The sequence below is a fragment of the Pseudomonas sp. W17 genome (assembly GCF_040268305.1).
GTDB classification, from domain to species: domain Bacteria; phylum Pseudomonadota; class Gammaproteobacteria; order Pseudomonadales; family Pseudomonadaceae; genus Aquipseudomonas; species Aquipseudomonas protegens.
Window position 1 is genome coordinate 3,684,710 of the sequence record NZ_CP158490.1, and the last position, 25,552, is coordinate 3,710,261.

At 61.0% G+C, this 25,552-nt stretch carries 28 protein-coding genes; 7 read left to right on the plus strand and 21 right to left on the minus strand.

Features of this window, described 5'->3' with window-relative positions:
- The first annotated feature begins 253 nt into the window (after window positions 1-253).
- Window positions 254-1,681: a cytochrome-c oxidase, cbb3-type subunit I gene (gene ccoN / locus ABCR88_RS16955; protein ID WP_011061125.1), complete on the plus strand. Its 1,428-nt coding sequence runs from the start codon at window positions 254-256 to the stop codon at window positions 1,679-1,681.
- Between the two features lie 62 nt (window positions 1,682-1,743).
- On the plus strand, window positions 1,744-1,962 hold the full coding sequence (locus ABCR88_RS16960; protein ID WP_011061124.1) for a hypothetical protein: 219 nt from the start codon (window positions 1,744-1,746) through the stop codon (window positions 1,960-1,962).
- Window positions 1,963-2,088: 126 nt separating this feature from the next.
- On the opposite strand, the gene ABCR88_RS16965 is transcribed toward ABCR88_RS16960, so the two are convergent.
- Both ABCR88_RS16965 and ABCR88_RS16970 read right to left on the minus strand, forming a co-directional pair.
- The gene (locus ABCR88_RS16965) at window positions 2,089-2,580 is read right to left on the minus strand and encodes a hypothetical protein (protein ID WP_350402778.1); all 492 of its coding nucleotides are present in this window, start codon (window positions 2,578-2,580) and stop codon (window positions 2,089-2,091) included.
- A 155-nt stretch (window positions 2,581-2,735) separates the two neighbouring features.
- On the minus strand, window positions 2,736-3,536 hold the full coding sequence (locus ABCR88_RS16970; protein ID WP_350402780.1) for a helix-turn-helix transcriptional regulator: 801 nt from the start codon (window positions 3,534-3,536) through the stop codon (window positions 2,736-2,738).
- Window positions 3,537-3,614: 78 nt separating this feature from the next.
- Here ABCR88_RS16970 and ABCR88_RS16975 point away from each other — a divergent pair, with 78 nt between their 5' ends.
- A complete protein-coding gene (locus ABCR88_RS16975) occupies window positions 3,615-4,307 on the plus strand; it encodes an aspartate/glutamate racemase family protein (protein WP_325984587.1) in 693 nt (230 codons plus the stop codon).
- 99 nt (window positions 4,308-4,406) lie between these two features.
- Here ABCR88_RS16975 and ABCR88_RS16980 read toward each other — a convergent pair whose 3' ends face one another.
- The 11 genes from ABCR88_RS16980 to ABCR88_RS17030 form a co-directional block, all read right to left on the minus strand.
- Window positions 4,407-4,919 (minus strand): GNAT family N-acetyltransferase, encoded by a 513-nt coding sequence (locus ABCR88_RS16980; RefSeq protein ID WP_325984586.1) that lies wholly within the window; start codon window positions 4,917-4,919, stop codon window positions 4,407-4,409.
- 368 nt (window positions 4,920-5,287) lie between these two features.
- The gene (locus tag ABCR88_RS16985; RefSeq protein WP_350402782.1) at window positions 5,288-6,265 is read right to left on the minus strand and encodes a LysR family transcriptional regulator; all 978 of its coding nucleotides are present in this window, start codon (window positions 6,263-6,265) and stop codon (window positions 5,288-5,290) included.
- Window positions 6,266-6,350: 85 nt separating this feature from the next.
- Complete coding sequence (locus ABCR88_RS16990) at window positions 6,351-7,307, minus strand: peptidylprolyl isomerase (RefSeq protein ID WP_350402783.1); 957 nt, start codon at window positions 7,305-7,307, stop codon at window positions 6,351-6,353.
- A complete protein-coding gene (locus ABCR88_RS16995) occupies window positions 7,304-7,789 on the minus strand; it encodes a YbjN domain-containing protein (RefSeq protein ID WP_011061117.1) in 486 nt (161 codons plus the stop codon). The genes ABCR88_RS16990 and ABCR88_RS16995 overlap by 4 nt, the downstream gene beginning before the upstream one ends.
- 20 nt (window positions 7,790-7,809) lie before the next feature.
- Window positions 7,810-8,457 (minus strand): hypothetical protein, encoded by a 648-nt coding sequence (locus tag ABCR88_RS17000; protein WP_041118048.1) that lies wholly within the window; start codon window positions 8,455-8,457, stop codon window positions 7,810-7,812.
- Between the two features lie 17 nt (window positions 8,458-8,474).
- Window positions 8,475-10,169, minus strand: a complete 1,695-nt coding sequence (locus tag ABCR88_RS17005; protein WP_041118046.1) for a putative porin — start codon at window positions 10,167-10,169, stop codon at window positions 8,475-8,477.
- 40 nt (window positions 10,170-10,209) lie between these two features.
- Complete coding sequence (locus ABCR88_RS17010) at window positions 10,210-10,926, minus strand: energy transducer TonB (protein WP_011061114.1); 717 nt, start codon at window positions 10,924-10,926, stop codon at window positions 10,210-10,212.
- Between the two features lie 3 nt (window positions 10,927-10,929).
- Complete coding sequence (locus tag ABCR88_RS17015; RefSeq protein ID WP_011061113.1) at window positions 10,930-11,355, minus strand: biopolymer transporter ExbD; 426 nt, start codon at window positions 11,353-11,355, stop codon at window positions 10,930-10,932.
- A gap of 11 nt (window positions 11,356-11,366) precedes the next feature.
- Window positions 11,367-13,184: a DUF2341 domain-containing protein gene (locus ABCR88_RS17020; protein WP_350402786.1), complete on the minus strand. Its 1,818-nt coding sequence runs from the start codon at window positions 13,182-13,184 to the stop codon at window positions 11,367-11,369.
- A 21-nt stretch (window positions 13,185-13,205) separates the two neighbouring features.
- A complete protein-coding gene (locus ABCR88_RS17025) occupies window positions 13,206-14,918 on the minus strand; it encodes a ShlB/FhaC/HecB family hemolysin secretion/activation protein (protein WP_350402787.1) in 1,713 nt (570 codons plus the stop codon).
- Window positions 14,915-15,517 (minus strand): transposase, encoded by a 603-nt coding sequence (locus ABCR88_RS17030; RefSeq protein ID WP_047286332.1) that lies wholly within the window; start codon window positions 15,515-15,517, stop codon window positions 14,915-14,917. Before ABCR88_RS17030 ends, ABCR88_RS17025 begins: the two co-directional genes overlap by 4 nt.
- Before the next feature lie 321 nt (window positions 15,518-15,838).
- Here ABCR88_RS17030 and ABCR88_RS17035 point away from each other — a divergent pair, with 321 nt between their 5' ends.
- Window positions 15,839-16,045 carry a hypothetical protein gene (locus tag ABCR88_RS17035; protein WP_053151374.1) on the plus strand — a complete coding sequence of 69 codons (207 nt, stop codon included), beginning with the start codon at window positions 15,839-15,841 and terminating at the stop codon, window positions 16,043-16,045.
- Window positions 16,046-16,222: 177 nt separating this feature from the next.
- On the opposite strand, the gene ABCR88_RS17040 is transcribed toward ABCR88_RS17035, so the two are convergent.
- Together ABCR88_RS17040 and ABCR88_RS17045 are read right to left on the minus strand one after the other, a co-directional pair.
- Window positions 16,223-17,434, minus strand: coding sequence for an MFS transporter (locus ABCR88_RS17040; RefSeq protein WP_041118036.1), 1,212 nt, complete (start codon window positions 17,432-17,434; stop codon window positions 16,223-16,225).
- Between the two features lie 14 nt (window positions 17,435-17,448).
- Window positions 17,449-17,766, minus strand: a complete 318-nt coding sequence (locus ABCR88_RS17045) for a hypothetical protein (RefSeq protein ID WP_350402789.1) — start codon at window positions 17,764-17,766, stop codon at window positions 17,449-17,451.
- 99 nt (window positions 17,767-17,865) lie between these two features.
- Here ABCR88_RS17045 and ABCR88_RS17050 point away from each other — a divergent pair, with 99 nt between their 5' ends.
- Complete coding sequence (locus ABCR88_RS17050; protein ID WP_325984579.1) at window positions 17,866-18,759, plus strand: LysR family transcriptional regulator; 894 nt, start codon at window positions 17,866-17,868, stop codon at window positions 18,757-18,759.
- Window positions 18,760-18,882: 123 nt separating this feature from the next.
- Here ABCR88_RS17050 and ABCR88_RS17055 read toward each other — a convergent pair whose 3' ends face one another.
- The 6 genes from ABCR88_RS17055 to ABCR88_RS17080 form a co-directional block, all read right to left on the minus strand.
- Entirely contained in the window at window positions 18,883-19,422 is a 540-nt protein-coding gene (locus tag ABCR88_RS17055) for an AAA family ATPase (protein ID WP_325984578.1), read from the minus strand.
- A gap of 265 nt (window positions 19,423-19,687) precedes the next feature.
- Complete coding sequence (locus tag ABCR88_RS17060; RefSeq protein ID WP_350402792.1) at window positions 19,688-21,061, minus strand: IS1182 family transposase; 1,374 nt, start codon at window positions 21,059-21,061, stop codon at window positions 19,688-19,690.
- 87 nt (window positions 21,062-21,148) lie between these two features.
- Window positions 21,149-21,559: a VOC family protein gene (locus ABCR88_RS17065; RefSeq protein WP_350402793.1), complete on the minus strand. Its 411-nt coding sequence runs from the start codon at window positions 21,557-21,559 to the stop codon at window positions 21,149-21,151.
- Window positions 21,560-21,853: 294 nt separating this feature from the next.
- The gene (locus ABCR88_RS17070) at window positions 21,854-22,450 is read right to left on the minus strand and encodes a hypothetical protein (RefSeq protein WP_325984577.1); all 597 of its coding nucleotides are present in this window, start codon (window positions 22,448-22,450) and stop codon (window positions 21,854-21,856) included.
- Window positions 22,451-22,505: 55 nt separating this feature from the next.
- Window positions 22,506-23,177 (minus strand): DUF998 domain-containing protein, encoded by a 672-nt coding sequence (locus ABCR88_RS17075; RefSeq protein ID WP_350402794.1) that lies wholly within the window; start codon window positions 23,175-23,177, stop codon window positions 22,506-22,508.
- Between the two features lie 77 nt (window positions 23,178-23,254).
- A complete protein-coding gene (locus tag ABCR88_RS17080) occupies window positions 23,255-24,049 on the minus strand; it encodes an NYN domain-containing protein (protein ID WP_041118028.1) in 795 nt (264 codons plus the stop codon).
- 525 nt (window positions 24,050-24,574) lie between these two features.
- On the opposite strand from ABCR88_RS17080, the gene ABCR88_RS17085 reads away from it, so the two are divergent.
- Together ABCR88_RS17085 and ABCR88_RS17090 are read left to right on the plus strand one after the other, a co-directional pair.
- Window positions 24,575-25,045, plus strand: coding sequence for a hypothetical protein (locus tag ABCR88_RS17085; protein ID WP_350402795.1), 471 nt, complete (start codon window positions 24,575-24,577; stop codon window positions 25,043-25,045).
- On the plus strand, window positions 25,042-25,473 hold the full coding sequence (locus ABCR88_RS17090) for a hypothetical protein (RefSeq protein WP_350402796.1): 432 nt from the start codon (window positions 25,042-25,044) through the stop codon (window positions 25,471-25,473). The genes ABCR88_RS17085 and ABCR88_RS17090 overlap by 4 nt, the downstream gene beginning before the upstream one ends.
- Window positions 25,474-25,552 lie beyond the last annotated feature (79 nt).

A 25,552-nucleotide genomic window follows, 5' to 3' on the forward strand; every position in this document is an offset into this window, starting at 1 on the left:
GAAGCTAATCGTGCTCTAAACGGCGCGTGTTGTGAGGGGGCGACTATGCGCGTACGGCGCAGAACGTTACAGATTCAGGTAAAAACTAAAAAACCATATCAGCCAAGGCTGCACCACCGTAGGCATGAGGAAAATCTGATCCGTATTAATGTGGTTTTTCTGAGCCTGTTTTGTTTCCCCGCTGATTCCTACAGTGCACCCCGTGCCAGACCGGGTGGCCTGGCAAGACTTTGCAACCGTGGAAGCATTGACCATGAACTCAGCAACAATCGGACAGGCCTACAACTACAAGGTGGTTCGCCAATTCGTCGTCGCAACAGTGGTATGGGGCGTGATCGGCATGGCCATGGGGGTGTGGATTGCCTCGCAGCTGGTGTGGCCGGAGATGAACCTCGACCTGCCCTGGAGCACCTTCGGCCGGCTGCGGCCGCTGCACACCAGCCTGGTGATCTTCGGTTTCGCCGGCAGCGCGCAATTCGCCGCCAGCTACTACGCGGTACAACGCACCTGCCAGGTGCGGCTGTACTCCGACACCCTGGCCGCCTTCACCTTCTGGGGCTGGCAGTCGGTGATCGTGATCATGCTGATCACCCTGCCCCTGGGCTACACCACCACCAAGGAATACGCCGAGATCGAATTCGCCGGCGCCGTGTGGATGGCGGTGGTCTGGGTCGCCTACGCGATTGTGTTCTTCACCACCGTGGTGCGGCGCAAGAGCCAGCACATCTACGTCGGCAACTGGTTCTTCGGCGCCTTCATCCTGGTGATCGCCATGCTCCACGTGGTCAACCACCTGTCGATCCCGGTGGACTGGTTCAAGTCCTATCCGGTGTATTCCGGGGCCACCGACGCCATGGTCCAGTGGTGGTACGGGCACAACGCCGTAGGCTTTTTCCTGACCACGGGCTTTCTCGGGATGATGTACTACTTCGTGCCCAAGCAAGTCGGGCGCCCGGTGTACTCCTATCGCCTGTCCATCGTGCACTTCTGGGCGCTGATCACCCTGTACATCTGGGCCGGCCCGCACCACCTGCACTACACCGCGCTGCCCGACTGGGCCCAGTCCCTGGGCATGGCCATGTCGCTGATCCTCCTGGCCCCCAGCTGGGGCGGCATGATCAACGGCATGATGACCCTCTCCGGGGCCTGGCATAAGCTGCGCACCGACCCGATCCTGCGCTTCCTGGTGCTGTCCCTGGCGTTCTACGGCATGTCCACCTTCGAGGGCCCGATGATGGCGATCAAGACCGTCAACGCCCTGTCCCACTACACCGACTGGACCATCGGCCACGTTCACGCCGGGGCCCTGGGCTGGGTGGCAATGATCACCTTCGGGGCCATCTACCACATGGTGCCCAAGGTCTTCGGCCGCGAGCAGATGTACAGCGTGCCGCTGATCAACCTGCACTTCTGGCTCGCCACCATCGGCACCGTGCTGTACATCGCCTCGATGTGGGTCAATGGCATCACCCAGGGCCTGATGTGGCGCGCGGTGAACGAAGACGGCACCCTCACCTACTCCTTCGTCGAGGCCCTGGTGGCCAGCCATCCGGGGTTCGTGGTGCGTTTCGCCGGCGGCGTGTTCTTCCTCAGCGGCATGCTGCTGATGGCCTACAACACCTGGCGCACCGTGCGCGTTGCCGATGAGCGCCTGGCGCTGAGCGACGCCCGGATCGCCTGACCCACCTGCCCCACGCCGGCCCCCGTGGCCGGCGTGTGGCGTTTCAGGGAGCCTGAAAACCCATGGATATACTGCTCAACCTGCTGGGGGTGGCGTTTCTCTACCTCTGCATCGAGTACTGCCTGCGTCACCAGAGTGCCAAGAGCCTGGACGACGCCAGCCTGATCCCCTTCGCCGACGACCCCGACGTAGCCCGCCGGGTGGAGCTGGCCACGGGCAAGAAAATCAACGCCGTGGCACCGGAGGAAGCCAAGCCGGGTTGGATCAACCTGGACATGTAACCCACTTTCTCCTGCAGGCTGCCGCCGGTAGGAGCCGGCTTGCCGGCGAAGAAGCCCGCACGCTTTGCACCCCCTCAACCAACGCCGACGCTGGCCAGCCAGCACCGGCCCCGGAGCCATGCCGGGTCAGGCGCGCTCGCGGGGGATCAGGCTCTGCAACTGAGCGGCGAGGAAATTGCCATCAAAGGAAAAAACGTCAGGGTCCTTCAAGCCATTGGTCTTGCGCCATTGCCAGCCGCCCGAAGCCTCGCCGACCAGGGACACGCTGCCCAGGCGCGCAGCAGTCAGGCCGATCACCGCCAGGGAAATCTGCCCTTGGGGGCCCATCACATCCGGCACGAACTCCACCGGTTTGCCGGCGATATGGATGGTCAGCTTCTCGCTCTTGAAGGTCGAGACCTCCAGCGGCACCGCCGGGCTGAAGGCCACATAGGGCTCGCGTTGCAACGCCAGCAGGTCCGGCAGCAACACCGGCGCCAGCCAGTCTTCGATCTGCCCGAACAATTGATGAATGCGACGCGCCCAGACCACCGACTGGCTGTCGAACAGCTGCTTCTTGTGGGCTTCACAGGCCGCGTAGTGGCGCAGCATCTCGCCCAGTTGCTGGATATCGTCCATTGTGCTGTGTCCCAGGCTTCGACCTTTGCGAACAGCAGGTCGCCGGCCCTGAGCATGGCAGATGCCGGTGTCGGGCGTTGAGTTGTTTGCCCGCCGGCTCGCCGAGCCCTGTAGCTGCGCCCACCGATGATGATCCTGCGGGAGGCTGGCGACGATCACCGGCGAGGCGTTACCAGGGTATCCGCCGCTCGGCACTGAAACTGCAGCCGGTACTGACGCGGCGTCAGGCCGGTGGCTTGGCGCAAGGCGCTGCCCAGGTGGGACTGATGGGCAAAACCACAGTCCTGGGCAACCGCCGCCAGGGACAGGTCCGTGTGCTCCAGCAGCCGCCGGGCCGCTTGCAGCCGCACCTCGGTGATCCAGGCATGGGGCGTGATGCCTACAGCACGACGAAAGTCGCGCAGCAGGCGCAGTTCGTTGTGGCCGTAGGTCAGGGCCAGTTGCGCCAGTGACAGGGGCCGGGCGTATTCATCGGCCATCTGTTGCAGCACCTGCCCCAGATCCGGGGCCGGGGCTGGCGCCGCCCGACCGGGCTGCCCCAACCCCAGAAACGCCAGCGCGCATTGCTCCAGAGCCAGCTCATCGGCCTCGGGCGCCAGCAGCAGGCGCCTGGCTTCGCGCCCCAGGGCCAGGGCGCAGGCATGCCCCGGGCTCTGCATCCGGCGCTGGCCAGGAACCAGCGGCGTCGCGCCCTGCCAGCGCAGCAGCAGGTATTCGCCGCCCATGGCGGATTCGGAAAACACCTCAATGCCTGCGGGCGTCAGGGCCAGGGTGCCGGGCCAGGTATCGAAATCCTCGCGGCGGTCGGAGTCGATGGCATGCACCCCGCGCTGACGTTCCAGGGTCACCCCCAAGGTCTGCCACTGGGCCGGATCGCGGGCGCTGTAGGCCGCGGCCGGCAGCAGTTGCAACAGCAGGCGGCCGTCCAGCAGGCGATGTTCGAGCACCTGGGGCATGTGAAATTTCCTGATAGATCGCCACCCGTGGCGGCGTGAAACTGGGGCTTACCCAACCGCACCACAGAGGAGTTGCCCATGCGCACCATCGGCCTGATCGGCGGCATGAGCTGGGAGTCCAGCGCCGAATACTATCGCCTGATCAATCAGCAGGTTCGCGATCGACTGGGGCCGCTGCGTTCAGCACGGCTGTTAATGTACAGCGTCGACTTCGGGCCTGTCGAACAGGCCCAGCATGCCGGGCGCTGGGACGACGCGGCGGCGATCCTGGTGGAGGCAGCCCGGCGCCTGGAAGCCGGCGGCGCCGAATGCGTGGTGCTCTGCACCAACACCATGCACAAGGTCGCCGGGCAGATAGAGGCCGCCATTGGAGTGCCCTTTGTGCATATTGCCGACCCCGTGGTGCAGGCCGCCCAGGCAGCCGGCACCCTGAGCGTGGGGCTGCTGGGCACAGCCTTCACCATGGAGCAGGCGTTCCTCAAAGGCCGCCTGGAAGACCAGGGCCTGAAGGTACTGGTGCCCGATGCAACGCAGCGCCAGGCGGTGCACCGCATCATCTATGAGGAACTGTGCGTGGGCGTTGTCAGCGAGAGCTCGCGGCGGCTATACCAACACGTGATCGACGGGCTCCAGGCCCGTGGTGCCGAGGCGATCATCCTCGGCTGCACGGAAATCGGACTGCTGCTCAAGCCCGAGCACAGCGCCCTGCCCCTGTTGGACACCACCGAATTGCATGCCCGGGCGGCGGTGGATTTCGCTTTGCTGGAGTGAACGTCAGGGCCCGCAGGGCCTTGCATGGCGATCGCCTGGATCCCTGCCTCTGCTGCGGAGCCGGTCGCAGCCTGCGGCAGCGGCTACACGAACCCGGCCTCAACGACGCAAGCGCGCCATGCTCAGCACATCGACATAACCGCCGTCGCGTACGGCGTAGTCGCGCAGTTGGCCTTCGGCTTCGAAGCCGAACTTGCGGTACAGGCCGATGGCGGCCTGGTTGTCGGCATACACCGTCAACTCCACCCGGCGCAGGTTCATCCAGTTGTCGGCCACCTCCAGCACGGCCGCCAGCAGGCGGCTGCCGATGCCCTGGCGTTGCCAGGCCGGGGATACGCCTATGCCGATATCGGCGCAATGGGCCCGGCGCACCCGCGCCACCTGCAGCAGGCTGCAACTGCCGATCACCGCACCCTGGTGCAGGGCAACCAGGGCCACCAGCCCCTCGTTTTCCTGCCCCAGCCCGACACGTTTGCGCCACAACTCGCGGGACTGATAAGGCAGTTGCAGGGTCTGGGCCGCCACACTGGGTTCGCTGTACAGCGCCGTCAGGCCGTCGATATGAGCTTCGTTGCACCGCTCGATGACGATGGTGGGATGGGCGTTGGGCATGGCGAGGTCATCCTTGAAGTCGAAGTGGCCATCGAGTGTACGGGCATGCGCCTCTGGATGACGAGGGCAATGGTGCTCGTTCGCCGCCAAGGAACCGTCGCGCAGGCACACCCGTAGGAGCTGGCTTGCCAGCGAAGGCGTTTCCGGAACCGGCGCAGGGCTTGCGGCCCCCTTCGCCGGCAAGCCGGCTCCTACATGGAATAGCGGTGGGTGCCCCTGGTAGGGGCTGGCTTGCCAGCGAAGGCGTATCTGGAGCCTGCGCAGGGCTTGCGGCCCCCTTCGCCGGCAAGCCGGCTCCTACATGGAATAGCGGTGGGTGCCCGCTCGTGGGCGCGGGGGTGAATCTCTGCAAGAGCGGGCGGGTCCGTTCAGACGAACCAGTCCTGGCGTTCGCTGAAGGTGTTGAGGATCAGTTCCACCAGTTGCTGTACCTGCTCTTCATGCTCCACCTGGGCATTGACCGCCAGCCAGGCGCGGCGTTGCATGCTTTCCTCGAACAGGCCCGGCAAAGCGGTGAGGCCGCGGTCGAAGCGGCTTATGTACTGCGGCAGCAGGCCAATGCAGGCGCTGCAGCGGATCATCTCCAGCATCAGTTCATAGGAATGCACCTGCACCACCCCGGCCAGGCGCTGTTCCACCAGGCTGTTCCAGGGCCGGAACGGCTCGATATGACGGTCGTGCTGCCACTGCACCAGCATGTAGTCCGCCAGGTCGTCCAGGCTGTCGGGGCGGGCCGCGACCCGGGAGTAGCGCTTGGCGATGTGCGGCAGGTAGTCGATGCGCGCCAGGGGCATGGGCTCGCGGGTGGCGAAGCTGGGGCCCGGCAGGGGTGAATCCTCGGCCGCCAGCCACAGCACCAGGTCGGCGCTCAGGGCCTGCAGGGACAGGTCGCTGTCGATGGAGATGATTTCCAGCCGGGCGCTGGCGTTGCGCCGCAGCAAGGCGATCAGGTCACGGCCAAGGATGTCGTGGAGGAGGGTTTCCGCCACGGCCACGCGGATCAGGGGTTGCTCGATCACCGGCAGCCGCCGCTGGTGGGCCAGGGCAATCAGCTGGGCCTGCAGTTGCAGGCCTTCGCGGCTCAGGCTCAAGGCATTGCCCTGGTAGCAGAACAGCGAACGACGCAGGTGCTCCTCCAACTGCGCCAGTTGCTTGCGCAGCAGCGTGGCCTTGATGTTCAGGCTGCGGGCCGCCTGCATGAAGCAGCCGCAACGGGCGCTGACCAGAAAATACTGGGCCACCGCAGGTTCGATGCCGGCGGCCAGGGCCAGCCAGGCTTCCCGGGGTTCCTGGGGCGCGGTGTATGGCGCAAAGCCCTGGAGTGGAGCTGGTTCGAGAAATGACATCGGTGACTCCCTGTCTTGTTGAATGTTGCTTCCTTGGCGGGCGGACGGCGAGGCCGTGGGATCGCCTTCGCTGGCAAGCCAGCTCCTACAGCTTGTCCTCCAGGACCTGGTTCAACACCGCGCCATCGATGCTCAGGGTCGCAGTGTTGAGCATGCCTTCCAGGTAGGCCTTGGCGATCTGCTCCTGGCGCTGGGCGCGCAGGGCCTGGGTCAGGCGATCACGCAGTTCGTCCAGGCTGGCGGTCCGTGCCGGCTGCTGTTCGGTGAGCTTGAGCACGTGGAAACCCGCCGCACTCTGCACCACCTCGGACACCCCGCCCACCTTGAGCCGGGCCACCGCGCTGCGCGCCTCCGGCAGCAGTTGCTGCAAGGGCTGCAGGCCGGAGTCGCCACCGCGCTGGGCGCTGTCCCGGTCCTGAGAGTACTGCGCCGCCAAGGCGGCAAACTCCCCCGGCGCGGCCTGGGCCTTGCGGCTCAGCTCCTGGGCCTGGCGGCGTACCGGCTCGACGGCCTGCGGGTCGGTGACGCCAAGGAAGATCTGGCTGACCCGGTACAACGGCGGTGTCATCCACGCCGACTTGCCGCTGTCATAGGCCTGCTGCAACTCCGCCGGGCTGGGGTAGTCCGCCGGCACCTGGCTGACCGACTGCAGATAGTCGCGAAACACGATCTGTTCGGTGGCGGCGCGGGTCTGCTGCTCCACCTCCGGGCGCTGGCGCCAGCCCTGGGCATCGGCCTGTTCCAGCACGGCCTTTTCCGCCAGCCGTGAACGAATCCAGGCTTCCAGCGCCGGGCGATTGCCGCGCAATTGCCCCCGGGATTCCTCGGGCAGGCTGGCGAACAGGCTCTTGAGCTCCTCGGCCGCCACCTGCTGATTGCCCAGGCGCGCCACAGCGGGCGTAGACGCCACTTGTTGTTGCAGCAGGGTCGGGGCCGGCTGCTGCGCCGCCACCGGCTCGTTGCCCGGGCGCAGGGCCAGGCCCAGCGCCAGGCCGAGCAAGGTCAGTGCCCCGGCACCGACCACCAGGGTGGGCTTTTTCACAGGGTGGCCGCCTCTTCCCGGGGTTGGCTTTGCGCCGCCTGGGGCGCTTCGGCCTGGGCCTGCAACTGGGCCGCCTGCTGGCTGTATTCACGCAAGTAGACGATGAACTCCTGCAGCAACCGATCCCACAGCTCCAGCTGGCTGCGCAGGTGGGTCTCGCCGACGCCGGCCACCACCACGTCCATCTCCATCACCAGGAATTCGCCCTGCAGCGACAGCCGGGCAAAGCGCCGCGAGGCGTTCCACAGCTCCGCCAGCCCGGCCGGCAATTCGCCCTGCACCCGCAGCGCGCAGCTGTAGGTGAAGTCCACGTAGTGCCCGGCTTCGCTGCCCGGGTTACCGAAGCGCACGGCGTAGCCGATGCCCTGGCTGGCGCTGAGCAGTTGCACGATGCCGTTCTGTTCAGTCTGGTTGACCCGGTAGCCGGCGCCCTGCAGCAGGTCGGTGAGGCTTTCGGTGGTGACGCTGTTAATCAAGGTCATGGTCATCTCTTCCCTGGTGATCAGTGGGTGCTCGCCGCCCGCGGGGCGTCGAACTGGGTCTGGTAAAGCTCGTCGCCAAAGCCCTGGGCCAGTTCCTCGAACTTGACCCGGGCGCTGCCGGCGAAGGGCTGGCGGATTTTCACCACCTCGGCCACGTCGATGTTTTCGTAGGCCGCCAGGATCTGCTTGGCGATGCCGTACATCTGCTGATTCTTGACCGCACATTGCTGCACTTGTGTGTCACGCTCGCTCAATTGCGCCTGCAATCTGGCCCGTTCGGCTTCCTTGCCCCGGGCCAGCACCAGCAGGTCCTCATAGGCCTTCTTGAACTTGCCCAGTTGCTCGCTGCTGGCGGCCGCCTGGGCCTGGGCCTGGTTGTGCAGGTTCTGCTGCTGGCCGGCCAACTGCTCTGCCACACCGCGCGTCTTGGCCAGCTCGGCCGTCAGTTGCTTGACCTGGGCCTGGGCCTCCCTGGCCGCGTTCTCGGCGGCAACCCGCGCCGCCGCGGCCTGGGCCTGCTCGCTTTGCAGGGCCTGCAGCTGCTGGGTGGTGCTGCGCAACTGGGTGCGCAGACGCTCCTCCATGCCTTCGGCGCTGGCGCCGACACTGGCCAGCACGCCCCAGACCAGCAACAGGCTGACCGCCCCTGCCCTCGCTCGGCTGTTCATAACCTTCCTCCTGACGCTTAGAAGCGCGTGTTGAGTTCAAGCTGCATCACGTCCACCTCGTAGCGCGGCCCGTAGACTTCCGAGGCGCTCATGTAGCGGGCCGTGGCATAGATGTTCTTGTCGATGCCGTAGTTGCCGCCCAGGAAATAGCCCTTGGCGTTGGTGCCCCCCAGGTGGAACGAGGAGTCGTTGAAGCCGTCGGGCAAGGCGTCGGGCTGGATGTACTTGTAGCCAGCCAGCAGGTTCCAGTCGCCGGACTTCTTCATCTCCAGGGCGTTGCCCAGGGTGAACTGCACCATCAGCGCGTTGCCGCCGCTTTCGAACTGGCCCTGGCTGTTGATGTTGTTGACGATCTCGCCTTCGCTGCGCTTGAGCATCTCGCCCTTGTCGTAGGCCAGGTTGCGAATGAAGTTGGTCTGGCTGCGCAGGCGCAGGTCGTCCGGCAATTCGGTGTCCCAGGCCAGGTTCAGGTCGAGCACGTCGAACTTCGAGGCCAGGCCCACGAACTGCGGCTGCGGGGTCAGGCCCGGCGTGGCCGGGTTGGGGGTGATGTCGCGCAGCAGGAACACGCTGTTGCCCTTCTGCATGAAGGCGACCCGCGAGCCATCGGTGTCGCAGCCCGGGGCCCCAGCCCAGGGCGCGCAGGGGCTTGAGCGCTGGCCCTCGATGTCGTCGAAGCGGTAGTAGGCCAAGGCACCTTTGAGGCTGTTGCTGCGGTTGATCTTCCAGTTGGCGCCGACCTGCCCGCCGAACAGCCACTTGGTGTCGCTCTCGTTCTTGTCGAAACCGTTGCTGGTGGCGGTGTCGTTGGTGTACTCCACCGGGAAGGCGCCGAGGGTGCCGAACAGGCCCCAGTCGCTGCTCAGCTTGTGGTTGAAGATCGCCGCCACGCCGTCGAAGTTGAGGTCGTTGGAATACAGCATGTCGGTGGAATAGAACGGATTGGCGATCCGCCCGCCGGTCAGGGTCAGGTCCTGGGTGGCCTTCCAGGTCAGGTAGCCCTGGTCGAGCCAGATGTCCTTCTTGCCAAAGCCGCCGCCCAGGGTCTGGGTGGTGGACACCGGGTTGTTGTCCGAGCCGGTGCCGATGCGGATGCCGGCGGTCCATTCCGGCGAGATCACCGCCTTCATCCCCAGGCGTGCCCGCAGGCGGAACAGGTTGTCACGGTCCTCGCGGGTGTTGAGCAGCGGCGGCAGCTTGCTGTTGGTGTCCTTGTTGACGTCGTAGGGGCCACTGTCGTTGAGCTTGGCGTAGTCGACGATCTCGTTGCTGTTGTTGTCGGCGAAGAACCGCGACTCGTCGCGCAGGCGGATGTCACCGTCGAAGCTGATGCGCGAGATCCAGTCCGGGAAGGTGTTGGGCTGGGCCCAGTTTTCCTGCTTGGCAGTGGCCATGACCTCGGCCTTGACCTGATCACGGATCTGGTCGCGGACGATGGCCGGCACGTATTGCACCCGCACATCACCGGGCGCCGCAGCCGCGCCGGTTGCCGCCACGGCGGTGGCCGCGCGGGCCTGCTGGGCTTCTTTCTCGGCCTGGGCGATCAGCCCGTCGGCCTGCTCCTGCTTCAATACCCCCTGCTGCACCAACAGACGGATCAGGTTGATCGTGGCGTTCTCCGAGGGCGCGGCCGCGGCGGCCGTGGCCTGTCCGGCCAGGGTCAGGGCGACCATGCCGAGCGCCAGGGTCAATCGATTCACGGTGGAAATCATCTGCACACAACTCCTGTAGAAACTGCAAATAGGGGTTCGCTCATTCCGGTCGCCGGCCCTTGAGGGACAGGCGCACCGGCAAGGTCAGGGAGGCCGGCATGCGCTCTTTCAGGCGCGGCGTGGCCCGCAGCGCCGCCAGCACTTGCTGGTCGGTCTCGGGGTTGCCACTGGAGCCGGCCAGCTCGGCGCGGGTCACCTGCCCGTCGGCGCCCAGCCACAGGTCCACCTGCAAGGCATAGGCTTTCTTGCGCAACTCCGGGTCTTCGCGCAGCGCGCGCTGGAAGGTCGCCGCCAGGTACTGCTTGTAGGTCCCGGTGCCCAGCCCGCCGCCACCGGCGCCGGCCATGCCGCCGCCCTTGCCGGCACCGACGTTGAAGCCGTCGTTGCCGGACTGGGCGTCGCCATCGATCTGCATCGGGTTGGCCAGATCGTCCGCCGGCGATGGTGGTGCTTCCTCCTCCGGCTTGACCTCCTCGGGGGTGGGCGTGGGTTCGGGCTCCGGGATCTTTTCTTCCACCGGCTCCGGCTCCTTGGGTTTCTCCGGCGGCGGTGGGGGTGGAGGCGGCGGAGGCGGCAGCGGGATGATGGTCGGCACCTTCGGCGCTTCCCGGCGCACCCCGGCCATGTCATTGGCCCACTGCCACAGCAGCCAGGCCGCCACGGCACCCAGCAGCAGCCCCGCGCCCCACTTGAGCAGGCGCAGGGCGCGCGGCTTGTTCTGTACCGGCGGCAGCTCGAACGGTTGATGTGCGCTCATGGCTCAGCCCTGGCTCGGTTTGCCGGTGACCAGGCCGACCTGGGACAACTCCAGGCGGCGCAGCAGGTCGAGGACTTCGATGACCTTCTGGTACTGCACCGTGGCATCGCCGCGGACGATGATGGGGAAGTCCGGGTTCTGCGCTTTCTCGATGCGCAGGCGCTCTTCCAGCTCGCCCAGGGTCACCGGGTAGGCGTCGAGGAACACCTGGCCGCCATCGTTCACCGAAATGGCCTTGGTCTTGGCCTCGGAGAGCGACACCGAGGCGCTGGCCTTGGGCAAGTGGATCTGGATGCCCGAGACCTGGGCGGTGGCGGTGAGGATGAACATCACCAGCACCACCATCAGCACGTCCACCAGGGGCGTGATGTTGATGCTGTCGACGGCGGCATCGTCTTCGTCGTCATGGGAGGCATTCACGGAAGCCATGGCAGTTCTCCTCAGGCCGGAACCGACGCGTTGCTGTGGCTGACCCGCCAGTGGGCGTTCTCGCTGTGCTGGCTCTCGCCATGCAGCTCCGCCAGCCGGGTGATGAACTCGTCGACGAACACCCGCATGTCGGCGCCGACTTCCTTGTTGCGGGTGATCAGGCGGTTGTAGCCAAACAGCGCCGGAATCGCGACGAACAGGCCCATGGCGGTGGCCAGCAGGGCCGCGGCCATGCCCGGGGCGATGGCGTTGATGTTGACGTCACCGGCCATGGCGGTGCCGAGGAACACCACCATGATCCCCAGCACCGTGCCCAACAGGCCGATGTAGGGGCCGCCGGCAATGGCGTTGGACAGGGTCGAGAGCTTGGAACTCAGCTGCTGGTTTTCCCGGGTGCGCACGCCATCCATGGAGCAGCGGATGGCTTCGATGGTGGCCGCCGACACCGACGAGGTATCGGCGCCCTGCTCGCGCCGGGTGCGAATTTCTTTCACCGCCACCAGGTACAGGCGCCACAGCGAGGAATGCTCCAGGCGGCTGGCCAGCACCTGGTCGTCGGCGAACATCTCCAGGCGGGTGCCGACCTTGGCGAACTGCTCGCGAAACAGCGCATTGGCAGCGCTGACCCGGCTGACCATGCGGTTCTTGCGCAGCATGATCACCCAGGACTGGATCATCATCCCCACCAGCACCAGGATGATCACCCAGGCATCCACCGGCACCGCCTTGAGCAGGAAGCCCAGGCTGCCGAAACCAAAACCCGACTGTTCTTCATCGACGCCATAGGCCACCAGCTTCGACTCCGCGCCCTGGGCGCTGGCATCGGCCAGGATCAGCGCCGCCGGACGCGCCACCTTGGACAGGCGCAGCTCGTCCAGGGCCCCGGTGAGGGGCTGGAAGTGACTGGCCTCGGTCCCGGCGGCCGCTGGCAAGTCGGCGCCGATGGCCAACGGTGAATTGAAGGTTGGAATGGCTTGGGCCAGGCTCGCGGTTTCGCGGCCATTGACATACAGCGCCAGTCGGCTGCCCTCGCCGCTCAGGGCCAGGTGCTGCCACTGCCCCGGGTTCAGCGGTTGGGTGGAGGCGGCGCGCTGGCCGTCCACTTCAACGAAGGGCATGCCCTGGTTGATACCGATCAGCAGGCTGCCGGCACCTTCGCGGCGAGCCAGCAGCAATTGTTCGCCGCTGGCCTGGTCCAGGCGCACCCAGGCACTGAAGGTGAAGGCGCCGCCGGCGTTGTGCTGCAGCGACGGGCTGGCCGGCAGCAGCAGCGGCTGGCCGCTGAACTGCAGGGCGCGGCCGATCACCCCGTCGATCGCCGCGCCGGTGGCGTTCTGCGCGGTGTTGCCGTAGGCGGTGGTGTCTTTGGCCGGCGTACCGTTGCTGCCGTCGAAGTGGTAGATCGCGGTGTAGCTGGGGTCGAAGGTCAGTTGGCCATTGGCGGTGCTCGGGGCCTTCTGGTTGCCGTAGTACATCCAGATGTCCTGGCGCTGGCCGCCCTCGACCTTGGGCACATCGACCCAGATCAGCGCCATGCCCATCAGTGGGTCGAAGCTTTCGATCTGGTGGTTGAGCACGGTCTTGTCATCGGCGGCGACAAAGCGCAGGTCGGCGCCGTCTTCCTTGACCCCGTCGAAGGTGAAGTTGCCGGTGTGCAGGCGCACCAGCAGCGCGGTGCGGCCCAAGGCCTCGTTGATGGCCGCGCCTTGCGGGGTGGTGTCCACGCTGATCTGCTTGCGGTAATGCCAGTCGTCCTGCCACCAGGCATGGGCCGTGGCCGGGAGCACGAAGCCCAGGCAGATCAACAGGCTCAGGAATAAGCGTTGCATGTGAAGGGTCTCCGTAAAAAGTCAGAACGTCGCTTGCACGCTGAAGTGCAGGCGCGGGTCGTATTTCTGGGTGTTGGGGCCGTCCTTGAGCGGGTAGCCCCAGTCCAGGCTGCCGGACAGCCACTTGCTCAAACTGACGCGGGTGCCCAGGCCGACACTGGCCAGGCTGTATTCGTCCTCCTGCTCGGGCAGCGGGTCGTGCAGCGACAGGTGCGCGCCTTCGGCAAAGGCATAGAAGCGCCACTCCTGCACGTAGCTGCCGAGGAACTTGGCCAAAGACGGCGTGCGCAGCTCCTGGGAAAACAGGTAGCCCTCGTCCCCGGTGCGTTCGGCGGCCAGGTAGCCGCGCACCGAGGTGGCGCCGCCGGCGGAATACTGCTCGTTGGACACCAGCGGCCCCGAGGCCAGCTGGAACGCCGCCTTGGACGCCGACTGCCAATCGTTGGCGAAGGTGTAGGTGAAATTCAGGTCGCCCTTGAGCACCGAGAAGCTGGCGCTGGCCTCGTCGCGCTTGTAGTGAAACTCCTCGGCGTCGCTGCCGTAGCCGAAGAAGCGCCGGGTGCCGACGATCAGGTTCAGGCCCAGGCCCAGCTGGGCTTTCTCGCTATAGCGATAGCCGTTGTAGCCAAAGGTCACTGGGGCGTACTTCAACGGAATCTGGTCGCTGCTGCGGCCAAAGCGCATCTCTTCGTCGAAGTCCTTGAAATCCACACCCACCGACAGCGAGTTGGCCCAGTTGCCCGCGGCGGGCAAGGTGTAGATCGCCGACACCCCGTAGGAATGGCCCTTGCCCAGCACGTTGCTGCCGCCGATGGTGGCGATGTTGCTGTCGGACTGGTAGCCGGAGAACTGCAAGGCCCAGCGATCGCTCAGCGGCGCGGTGTAGGAACCAGACCAGACCTTGGCGTTGTCGGTGTCCTGGGGCGCGGTGAAATAGGTCAGGGAAATGCTGTGGCCCAGCTGCCAGAGGTTGTCGTAGCCGACGTTGACCACCGTGCGCAGCTTCTCGGTGTCGGCGCTGTAGTCGTTGTTCAGGCCGACACTGGCGTGCCAGGGGTTCTGGTCTTCCACTTGCAGGTCCACATCCATGGTCCCCGGGCGCTGGCCTTCGCGCACCAGCGGCATGACCTGGCGCCCGGCGCCGCGGTTGAGCCCGGCCAGCTGGCTTTGCACCGTGGCAAAGTCCGGTACCTCGCCTTCTTTCAGCGCCGGCACCTGGTCGCGGATCTCCACCGGCGAATAATGCTTGGCCCCCACCACCCGCACCCGGCCGACCTTGGTTTCACTGACCTGCAGGTAGACGATGCCGTCCTCGACCTTCTGCTCCGGCAGCTCGACGAACACCGACTGGTAGCCGCGCTCCTGATAGACCTTCTGCAGCGCATCCCGGGCGCCTTCGATATCGGCCAGGGCCTTCTGCGGGCCAAGGAAGGGATACACCGCCTCCTCGATGGCCCGGGCATCGAGCACCGTATTGCCACGCACGAAGTACTCATTGACGTCCACCAACCGCGCCGCGGCCGAGGCTTCGACCGGGGCCGGCTCGCCCTCCTCGGCCTGCACCGCCGGCACCAGCGCCGCCAGTGCCAACCAACCGCACAACGGCCACCAGCGCCCGCCACTGCCCGGTCGCCCTGATTTGCCCAGATGCTCCACACCGCCCCCTAAAAAACTGAAAATTGGCGCGCGCACGCGCATTGCCGTCGCCGTCTGCACAGCGTTTGGCCGCTTCAATTGCTGGTGATCGAGGTGTTTTCGTGGCGAGCCAGCCAGGTGTGCAACAGCGCGAAGTTCAACGAGAACTCGGGCATTTGCAGCAAGGCACCGCAGAACACTTCACCGATGATTTTCTGGATCAACTGCACCGCCCGCGGGTTGTTCAACAGCGTGGCGATATCGCGACTGAGGACGCCGAAGCTCCAGACCTTCTGATTCAGGTCCAGGCCGACGAACCAGCGAAACAGCAGGTTGTAGCTGAGCTGCTCATAGAGTTGCTGCTCGCTGGGCACCGAATACAGCAACTGCAACAACAGAATGTGCATCACCGTGCGCGGCGCAATCAGCATCCCCGGCTCGGCGTTGAGGCCCTGGAGCAGGTCGCGGTGCTGATCCAGCAACTCATCGATCTGCGGGCGCAGCAGCACCAGCGAATGCCCCGGCGGGATATAGCTGGCCACCTCCTTCAAGGCGCCCTGCCAATCATCCTGGGAGACGATCCAGACCCACGGCGCGCCGTAGCGATAGACCGACACCGGCTTCTTGCGCGCGGCCTCGACAATCTTCGATAGCCGTTGATCCAGCTCCTGCATGCCCACTTTCGAGTAGCGTTCCATAGTCCCCATAGCCTCACTCCCGGCGTCCCGCCTCGGCTTAAAAAAGTGGCCTGGCGGCCCCCTCAAGCGCGTTACATACCCAAGACGCGCGTGGCCATGTGCTACCGAACTTTTGTCATAAAAGCTTCATTCACGAGGGAAGCGCGCGAGCGTTGTAGGAGCTGGCTTGCCGGCGAAGACAGCCGCCAGTGCAGCGCTGGGCTGTCGTTATTCCGCGCACGACCAGACCGCCCTCTTCGCCGGCAAGCCGACTCCTGCGGGAGGGAATTGTTGTAATGGGGAAGGCTTGAAAATGCGCCGCCCGGACGGGGGCTCTGTTTCATAAGCAAGAGCGCACCATTGGACGTGCTCCATGCCAAGGGTGCGGCACCTTTACTGGCCGTGACTCAACTGCTGGAAAGCCTCTCCCGCGCAGAGCCGAGGAATGCTGACGACGCCAATCTGCAACAGATCTCCAACGTAGCGGCAATCGTGCTGCGTGATAGTTGCGCCCTGTTGGGTGTGATGAGCTGGCGGCTGCAAGCCTGATGCGTTGCACTCCGTACTGCTGGGCGGCGCGGAGCGCTTCAAATGGGCGCGATGATTTGTTTTTTAGGGGGAAAGAAGTCTTTTAAAAGTGGTTGAAAACGGCCAATAGCGGATGTTGGATCAAATTCGATCTTACAAATTGTGGACAGTTGCCTGCCTTACTCAATCTGCCTTCTATTAAACCTGGTTTCGCGATGTGAAAAAGGCCATCACTGCCGCGAGTACCAGCAAGACAGAGCTTGCGAGAAATGTCATGCGATAACCGCTGCCGTCGAACAGCAGCCCACCGAGGGTAGAGCCCAGCGCAATGGATAGCTGAATGACTGCCACCATCAAGCCGCCACCGGCTTCAGCATCCTTGGGCAACGCCTTGGCCAACCACGACCACCACCCCACAGGTGCCGCCGTCGCGATCAGGCCCCACAGCCCAAGCAGTACAAAAGCTGCCACGACTCCGCCGCCAAGGACAATCAAAGAAAGTGCAATCGCGGCCATCAAGAGTGGAATGCAGACCAGGACGCGGTACATTCCGGTTTTCAGGAAAGTGCCGATCAGCATAGTCCCGACAAAACCCGCCACGCCGATGACCAGCAGGACCATCGACAACAGGGATACATCTACACCTGTGACGGTTTCCAGGAACGGGCGCAGATAGGTGAACAATACAAACTGCCCCATGAAGAAAATGCCCACACTCAACATGCCGAAACTGACCAATGGGCTCTTAAACAATCGGAAGACATTGCCAGCGCCCGGTTTGCGCGGCGCCGGCGCCATGGCTGGCAGGCTGATCCACTGCCAGATCAACGCGATAATCGCCACCGGAATAAGGCAGAAAAAAGCACCCCGCCAACCGATGACACTCCCCAGATAGCTTCCCAGCGGAGCGGCCACTACGGTTGCCAAAGCATTGCCGCCGTTGAAGATTGCCAGAGCCTTGGTCACGCTATGGGCAGGTACCAGGCGCATGGCCATTGCCGCCGACATCGACCAGAATCCACCGATCACCACGCCGATCAGCGCACGACCAATCATGTATACCGTATAGTTCGGCGCCAGACCGACCACCAGCCCCGACACACACATAATCCCGGTCAGTACAAGCAACAGCGTCTTGCGGTCCATTGAACCCACTAGCCTGGAAATCGCAAGGCTTGTCAGCACCGCGAAGGCGCCGGAGATGGCGATCCCATACCCGGCCAGTCCTTCACTGATTTGCAGATCCGATGCAATCGGCGTGAGCAAACTGACAGGCATGAACTCCGAGGCGATCAACGCGAATACGCACAGTGTCATCGCAAAGATGCCACTCCAGTAAGCCGGCAGTTCACCAGTCCCCGGCGTGCCGAGGGCCTCACCTGCCGGGGTGTCGAATACTTGAGCCGTCATTCAAAAACCTCTCATCAAACAATTGCAGGCGCTTTAGCGTTTCTATCCAGATTTTTGGGCGTTACAAGATTGACCACAATTTGAAGACTGTATGAGCTCTTGAAGGTCACCTTTTGCACAGTGACCTTGTCACTTTTGTAAAAATTGTTGGCGCCTTCCGGCGGGCTGACAGCGCTTTTCGAGTCAGTTGCTAAGGCAGCACCGCCTGCGGCTGAAAGGACGCCCAGGGCCGCAATGCTGACGCCGCCGGCCTTTACGAATGCGCGCCGATCAAGCCCTGGAGAGTTCAAGGCTTCTGCAGCTTCGAGGAGGGTTACAGGTGTCTCGCTCATCATCAGTACTCCGTTCCAGATATGTGACAGAGCTTGACGGATTCGAAATATCTTGATTAGTAGGCGTAATCTTCATGTGGTTTTGAGAAAAACTCAGCAATGGCCAGTACTAAAGTCAACGATCTCCAAGCTTTTCTTGCGGTGGCGCGGGATCAAAGCTTTACGAAAGCCGCCGCTAAACTGGGCATTACTCCCTCTGCGCTGAGTCATACGATCCGGGCACTTGAACAAAGACTGGGGATAAGACTGCTGGCCCGCACGACACGCAATGTGTCGCCCACAGAGGCGGGAGAAAGATTGATGCGCTCGATCGCTCCGCTTTTTGATCAGATCACCGCCGAGCTTGAAGCGCTGGGCGAGCTGCGGGACAAGCCCAGTGGCACGATTCGTATTTCCTGTACTGATGATCAGATTGAGTTGTGCATTCGGCCGATGCTTGCAAGCTTCCTGAAGAGCTACCCGGATATCACACTGGAGTTCTACATCGACTATGGATTCACCAACGTGGTCGAGGAACGATTCGATGCTGGCATTCGCATGGGCGAATCGATCAGCAAAGACATGATCGCCGTTCGCATAGGCCCAGATTGGCGGTTGGCTGTAGTGGGCTCTCCAGAATATTTCGAACGCAACCCGGCACCAACAACCCCCCATGAGCTGACCGGGCATGACTGCGTGAATATCCGACACAGACCATCAGGGGCGATCTACGCATGGGAATTTGAAAGTAATGGCCAGGCTTTTACCGTCAAGGCAGATGGACAACTTGTTTTCAACAGCATCATGCACGTACTCAATGCCGCCGTGGATGGCGTTGGCTTGGCCTACGTACCAGAGGAATTGGTAGCACCCTATCTGGCTGACGGCCGGCTCAAAGAAGTCTTGGCCGACTGGTGCCCTGAGTTTCAGGGTTACCATTTGTATTACCCGAACAGGCGACAAACGTCTCCCGCCTTTTCTGCATTGGTGGAGGCGCTGAAATATAGAAGCTGAGCCCTCTGCATTCGACGCGCGAAAACGTCTGCTATGGATCGATTGCGGCCGATCGTGACAGGTAACAATCGGCCAGGAGCTGCCGCTCGTAAGCGGCAGTTTCCGCAGTCAGTCAACCGTCGATCAATCCTGCAGAGCTTGGACAGTCGAACTTCCCATACTCGCGAGAAAAATGCCGATGTCCCGATTAGACCGCAGACAAACCACGCGGCAAGCTGATGGCGCTGTTGCTACAAGATGCTGCATTTTTTCTCGCGCTGATTTTTTCGTCCGCCACATGAATCTAAAAAACTCCGGCAGGTTCGCCAGCAGCTCGGGACAGTTCTCCGGCAAGTCGGGCCGAGACTGACCGCGTTGGAACAGCGTTCTGCGCAGTACGCGCAAGAATCGAAGCGTCGCCGAACGATCAATCCATATCAAAAGATCGGCACGGGCCACCCGGTTGTCCCAAGTGGCTGAATGGCCGCCTTCGAATATCCAGCGATCTCGAGCCTCTACATCGAGACAAAGCCGCGTCTTTTCGTCCGGGCTTCGTTCGATCCACCCTGGCTGCCAGTGGATAGTGTCGATATGAACGACCGGCAAGCCCGTGCGCTGACCAAGCTCACGCGCCAAAGTGCTTTTGCCTGATCCAGGTTGACCAACAATCATCACCCGTTGCATCGAAGCTCCTTCTCGCTATGCAAGCTGATTTTTTGGGGCGGCGATTTTACGTCAATGCTTACCTCGGTCAACAACAGGCGGTCAGCACGACAGGCAACTTCTGACCGATTCTGTTGAAAAAGTCGGATTTTCAGATCGCCTGAATTCAGGCTCGACCACCACTGGAGAACCTACTCACCACATTGAGTGGTTTTTCGGACCTTCGGTGACCTTTGCTGCTCTGTTATTGGGTTATTTTGAGGTTTTTTGCTTGGTGCAGGCGCACCTATCCCGTGACTGGTGGCCCTTGAGATGAAAATTTGGCCAGCCGTCGCAGGTTCTGCACCGCAGCGGCCAGCGTGAATTCATCCGTCGCGCCACTCATGCCACGTAGTCGCAAGCGATCCAATTTCAGGATGCGCTTGAGGTGGGCAAACAACATTTCGACCTTTTTACGTTCGTGGCGAGAGCGCTGATACGCCGGTGTTGCTGCAATGCGCCGAGCCACATCGCGAGCAGCTTCATGGACGCTGCGGGCGATCTTGCGAAACGCAGTGTTCGGGCAGCACTTGGCTTTCATCGGACACGTAGCGCAGTCGGTCTGTCTGGATCGGAAGATGATGGTGTTGGCTTTGGTGACGTGTGAACGCTCATTTTTGAAGGCTCGCCATTCGCTGCGCAATGGGTTGCCGGCCGGGCAGCGGTATTCCTCAGCCTCTTCATTCCAGTGGAAATCGGTGCTCGAAAAACTGTCGTTCTTGCGCTCGGTTTTGTCCCACACCGGCACATGCGGCTCGATGTCTTTTTCCTCCACCATCCAGGCCAGCATCGGCGCCGTACCGTAAGCAGTGTCGCCGATGAGGCGATCTGGCTTAATGTCGAATTGTTCTTCGACCCGATCAATCATCGTCTTGGTACTTTCGACCTCGGCCGTTCGATTGGCAGGTGTTGGTTCCACATCCATGATCACGCCATGCTCAGTGTCGATCATGTAGTTCGTGGAGTATGCAAAGAAGGCGGGGCCACCCGGAGCAGCCGTCCATCGGGCTAGAGGATCAGTCAGCGATAAGCGCTTGGGAGGTGCTTCAGCCAGCGCCTCTTCATCAAGTGCTTCGAGGTATTCACGTACGGCACGCGTACTGAGCGTTGGATCGCTCCAGTTGACCTCTCCATCGCCTGGTACACCACGCTGCCGACTCGCGTCCGCCTTGATGATGCTGGCGTCCACTGCAAAGCCTTCGCCCTTGACCAGACCTGCGTCCATGCAGCGACGCAGCACCTCATTAAACAGCCACCGAAACAAACCGCTGTCCCGGAAACGGCCGTGTCGATTCTTGGAAAACGTCGAGTGATTGGGGACTTCATCCTCAAGGCTCAACCGGCAGAACCAGCGATACGCCAGGTTCAAATGGGCCTCTTCGCACAACCGCCGCTCGGAGCGAATGCCATAGCAGTAACCCACGACCAGCATGCGAATCATCAGTTCAGGATCAATTGAAGGGCGCCCAATCGGGCTATAGAAATCGGTGAGATAATGGCGCAGGTCGCCCAGATAGAGACACCGATCAATGCTGCGCAGAAGATGATTTGCTGGGATGTGATCTTCAAGGTTGAACGAGTAAAACAGTCGATCCTGCCCACTCGATAACTGTCCCATCATGCTGCGTACGCTCCCGCTGGCCGATGTGTATATTTTGCCGCAAGCCCGGTAGGAGAGCTACTTGCTCAATAAATCGATCGAAAACTGTCAGTCAAAGAACTCCATACCTGCGTATGGATGGCGCCGACATTGCTCAAGCCGCGAAGCCAGACTGCCGACATGCACTTCCAGTCGGTGCCCGTCGGGGTCTGAGAAATAAAACGAGTCACCCTCGCTCGAATTGGTTTTCCACTCGATAACGTTCCGTAACCGCAAGCAAACAGTTACTCCTTCAAAATCGTCCTGCCCCACCGAAAACGCATAGTGAGTGTAATCAGGGTGTTTTTCCGATGCATAGTTCTCATCGAAAGACAAACAAAGCCAGAGATAGCCAAGGGTAAGATAGGCCCCCGTTTCCCAGCGAGCAGCCAGCCTAAAACCGAGTAGCCCCACATAAAATTCGATACTGCGAGGAAGGTTCGCAGTCGCCAACGTAAGGTGATTCAAGCCAGTCAACATGAGCACCTATCCAAAACAAGTCGATGAGAGGGGGTGAGCATACCAACGTCGATTTTTTCAACACAATCGACCAAAAGCGGTCAGCCCAAACGACAAAGCATCGACACAGGTGAGTCCAAACGGTTAGCCGCCAAGGGCCACAGATACTTAGGTCAGGCCCCGACCAAGGGATAGAGCATTGGCCCTCTCCGTCGATCTAGAAGCATCTCATCGAGCAGCGCCCGTTCACGCAGTCAAACGCCCTTTCAGCGAAAATCGCTGGCCTGGCCGTTGCTTTCGATAGCGCCATCTCCCCTACCCCAACTGCAAAAAAAACCGACCAATCCCCGCGCCTATCCGCTCTGAAAAATCCTCATCCAGAAACAGATACCCCATGCCATCCGAAAGCACGCCTTTGTGCTCAGGCAGCGCTCTATCCAGATCGCCCCCATAAATGGATACCCTTCTGCGCCCTGCCTCCGCTGAAACAGGCGCCTGCAGCCAAGCGTCCACGCCATCCAACTTCGAGGCCAGGTTCTCGTCATCGTCCACGTCGCAGTTCACCCCCAGCCGTACCGCCCCGCGATCTGAAATCGGCTGAAGAGCGTCATTCCGCTCGGAACCGGCTCGAACATAGCCCATGACAACCGCTTGCGAGCGTCCCTGGACGGCACGCAACTTTCGATAGTGGCCGACCTCGCCCGGCAAGTACGGTACAAAAACCGAAACCCAATAACTCCTATCGATCAGGGCCTCTGAAAACCAACGTCCAGGAAAGGCCACCAGGTGTGTCAGCGGCACTCCATCAGGCGAACAGGGCCAAGCCAGCTCCTTGGGCAGGCAGGCCCCACCACCGGCATAGGCATCATCTTTTGCAGGCGTTTTACCGGTAAATATCAGCTCGTCAAACATCCGTTTCTTTCCGCGTAGTTAATGATTCCAACATGTGACTTTCCAACTGAAAAGTCTATTTAAATGGATGAGTCCTCTCGTCGACCGCAGAAATGACCGGAAGCAACTTACTGGCGGTCAACCAGGATATGCCGAATGCGATCAGACCGACCCGCTCACAATAAAAAGTAAGCCTCGAGTTAAAGCCAGACAACGCTTCATTAAAAACATGATCAACAACCATCACCAGCATTGACAAAACTATTGCGACGCCACAGAAAGTATAAATCACCGATCGCCGCCTTGCCTCAACATGCCCCTTGGACTCAGCACGCCCACGAAACAAGTAACAAAAATAAGCCAATATGGAAAACATCACAGCAGCAGAAACATAGTGCACATGAGGTATGGTTTCTATATATCCATTACACCCGCATGGAAATGTTGCAACACCAAATGCGGCAACGGCCGCCACTTTACTAAGCAACATCTCTTTTCGCGAAAAGCCATTGTACGCGAGCATAAAAGCAGATATCGCAAAAAGCAATCCAACAAACAAATTGCGCCCCCATTCACTCTCATGATACGAAGCACTTATAGAAGTTATGTCCCCTCCCGAAAGAAAGTCCGTTACATTCGCAAGCACCATAGCTATTATGCCCACTTGCAACTTTATCGTATTGTTATCTATTTCAGGACTCTGAGGCGTTGAAAACATAACCTGTCCCTCACATAGTTTGATATTCATCAGAGCTTTTCAGGTATACCGTTGCCCCAGCGTGGACTCCATTGACAAACCTGGGCGCCGGGGCATTTAAAATACATCTACAGGTATTCCATTAGTCTTGTCGACACTGCGGAAATTACATCTTTGTCAGACCAATACTCACCATGGCTCGCGACGTTCCATGACGAAAGTATGCCACCGGCATTAATCGAATGATCATGAACAATATTGTAATTCTTTCCAAGTTGGCGTAATGGCCAGCCTAATACGTCATCCTGATCATAGTAGTTATCCCAGGTAAAATTGGGGCTTGGCGGATCAAAGCAAACCCTTGCGTCCAGACCTGAAACGAAGATGGGGATATTGCACCCCGTTGTAATTAGATTATTGAGCGACTTCAGCTTAAGAAAATTCGCCTCCGGACCGGTATTGGGCGATGAAAATATATACCTTCCATTTTGGGCATCCCATAGATAATTCGATATGACTTGGCAGCCCAAAGACTGAGCAATCAAGACTATTGGCGTATTCGGATCACTACCGCACTCTTTGAATGCAGACAGCAAAACATTTTGGATTTCTTTTTGGACATCAAGATATTTTCGAGGGTCCTTTTGCGCACTGTATTCCAAAGAGCCGGCATCCCCAAAACCAAACAGAAAAAACTGTCGTATTTTCAGTGCATCAAGCTCATTGGTTTTCTCCTTCAACATGGCATCCCATAATTTATCCTGAGGGCCTTGTAAAATAGGGGCATACTGTATGTTCTTGAAGGATACTTTATCCCACCGCTTACTCCCGAGCTTCTCGATGACCCCCTCTTCAAGATCTCGAAAATACCCCGGTTTAATTTTCCCCATGCCATGAATCGTTATCAGTGCGACGCTTTTCATGAATGACTCCTTTCTTCGGAAGGTACATCTGACGCTTGGCCACATAGCTGCAAGAGTGACCTACATATAAATCAGATTGAGCATACATCACCCGTAAAGTAATATTCCTGACTAGCCATTATGTAATCAGGGAGCATATCGCCGACTAGTATTTGATCTACTATGGCTGCCGGGGAAAGCATGGCGGTTAGAACAGAACAACCGAAAAGTTCAATTTGATATGGCGAAATGTTGAAACTCGGGATTGTCGACGTAGTGCTACTCATTGGTAGATCCCTCTAAAACACTCTCCATTGAGATGTTTATAGCTCAGATAATGGCAATGTGCTCCGAGCCCACCAATGAACCAAAAAACTCATCACTGAAAGATGCAACCCATAGATAGAGGCCAGGCACCCCAAGGTCGATTCTCAGGGTATGTCAAAATTGGCTGCGCTGCCGGTACTACAACGTGATGCAGGAACTGATCAAGCGCTTCTGGGGAAAACCAGGCTCCCCGCCCCTTCAACCTCGACGGGAATGCCCATGAACCCGCACCTCGCCCATCTTGTTTCCGACTACCAAGCCAGCATCCGCACGGCTGTCGAACTGATGCAACAATCCGCCATTCCCCTCCCTGCCAGCAACGCCGATTGGGTGGGAACCGATATCCCGGATCAAGGAGAACTGGCTGGCGGTATTCGTTACTTCAAGCACGGCTATGGCTGCGCCGTTCACCTGCCAACGGCAACGGTGAGCTTTGACTTTGGCGAGCAGGGCGAAATCGACGGCGTAACCCTATCGAGGCTGGCCGGCTTTGCCGAGAACAGGCTCGTGGAATACGGTTTTACGGATGAGGATGAACTAAAGCAGTGCTTCGACAACGAAGTGGCAGCAGGCTCGCTGGTGTATTCGGGCTATATCCTTTACTACGTCGCAACCGTTAGATCCCAAGCGCGCACGCTCGAAGATAGCGACAGTCCTTCACCCCCCGAGCCCCCCGGAAGCCCATCATGAAGTTCACCTCAGCCGGCCAAATCATCGACCCACAAACCGTCGGCTATCGCAACCTGGGCTTCGGTGAGGCACTGACGATCCCGGTAACACCCTATGAACTGCGCATCCACCACGGCGATCTGCCGCAACGCTTTCTTGACGGCGCGGACACCTTTGCCGCCGAATGCAAAACCGACGATATCGACCAGGGTTTTGTCGACATCCCGGAGCTTGCAGCGCTGGGCTACCCAAGCTTCAGGACGCTGTTGAAGGACCATCCCGATCTGGCGGCGCGCCTGGTCCAGGACTACCTGTATTTCGAGTTGCTGTTTTCGCTGTTCCCGCATTCCAGCGGCCTTAACGTCGTGATCAACAGCATCACCCGCGTCTGCTCAACAGAAGGCGTCATGCTGCTGACGGGCGATACCTACGCGGCCAGACACTCATGAGAAAGCCCTGCCGTCAGGACCGAGGCCTGGGATCAGCCCACTGATGGCAACCGACGATTCACTATCGAGCGCGGTTCGG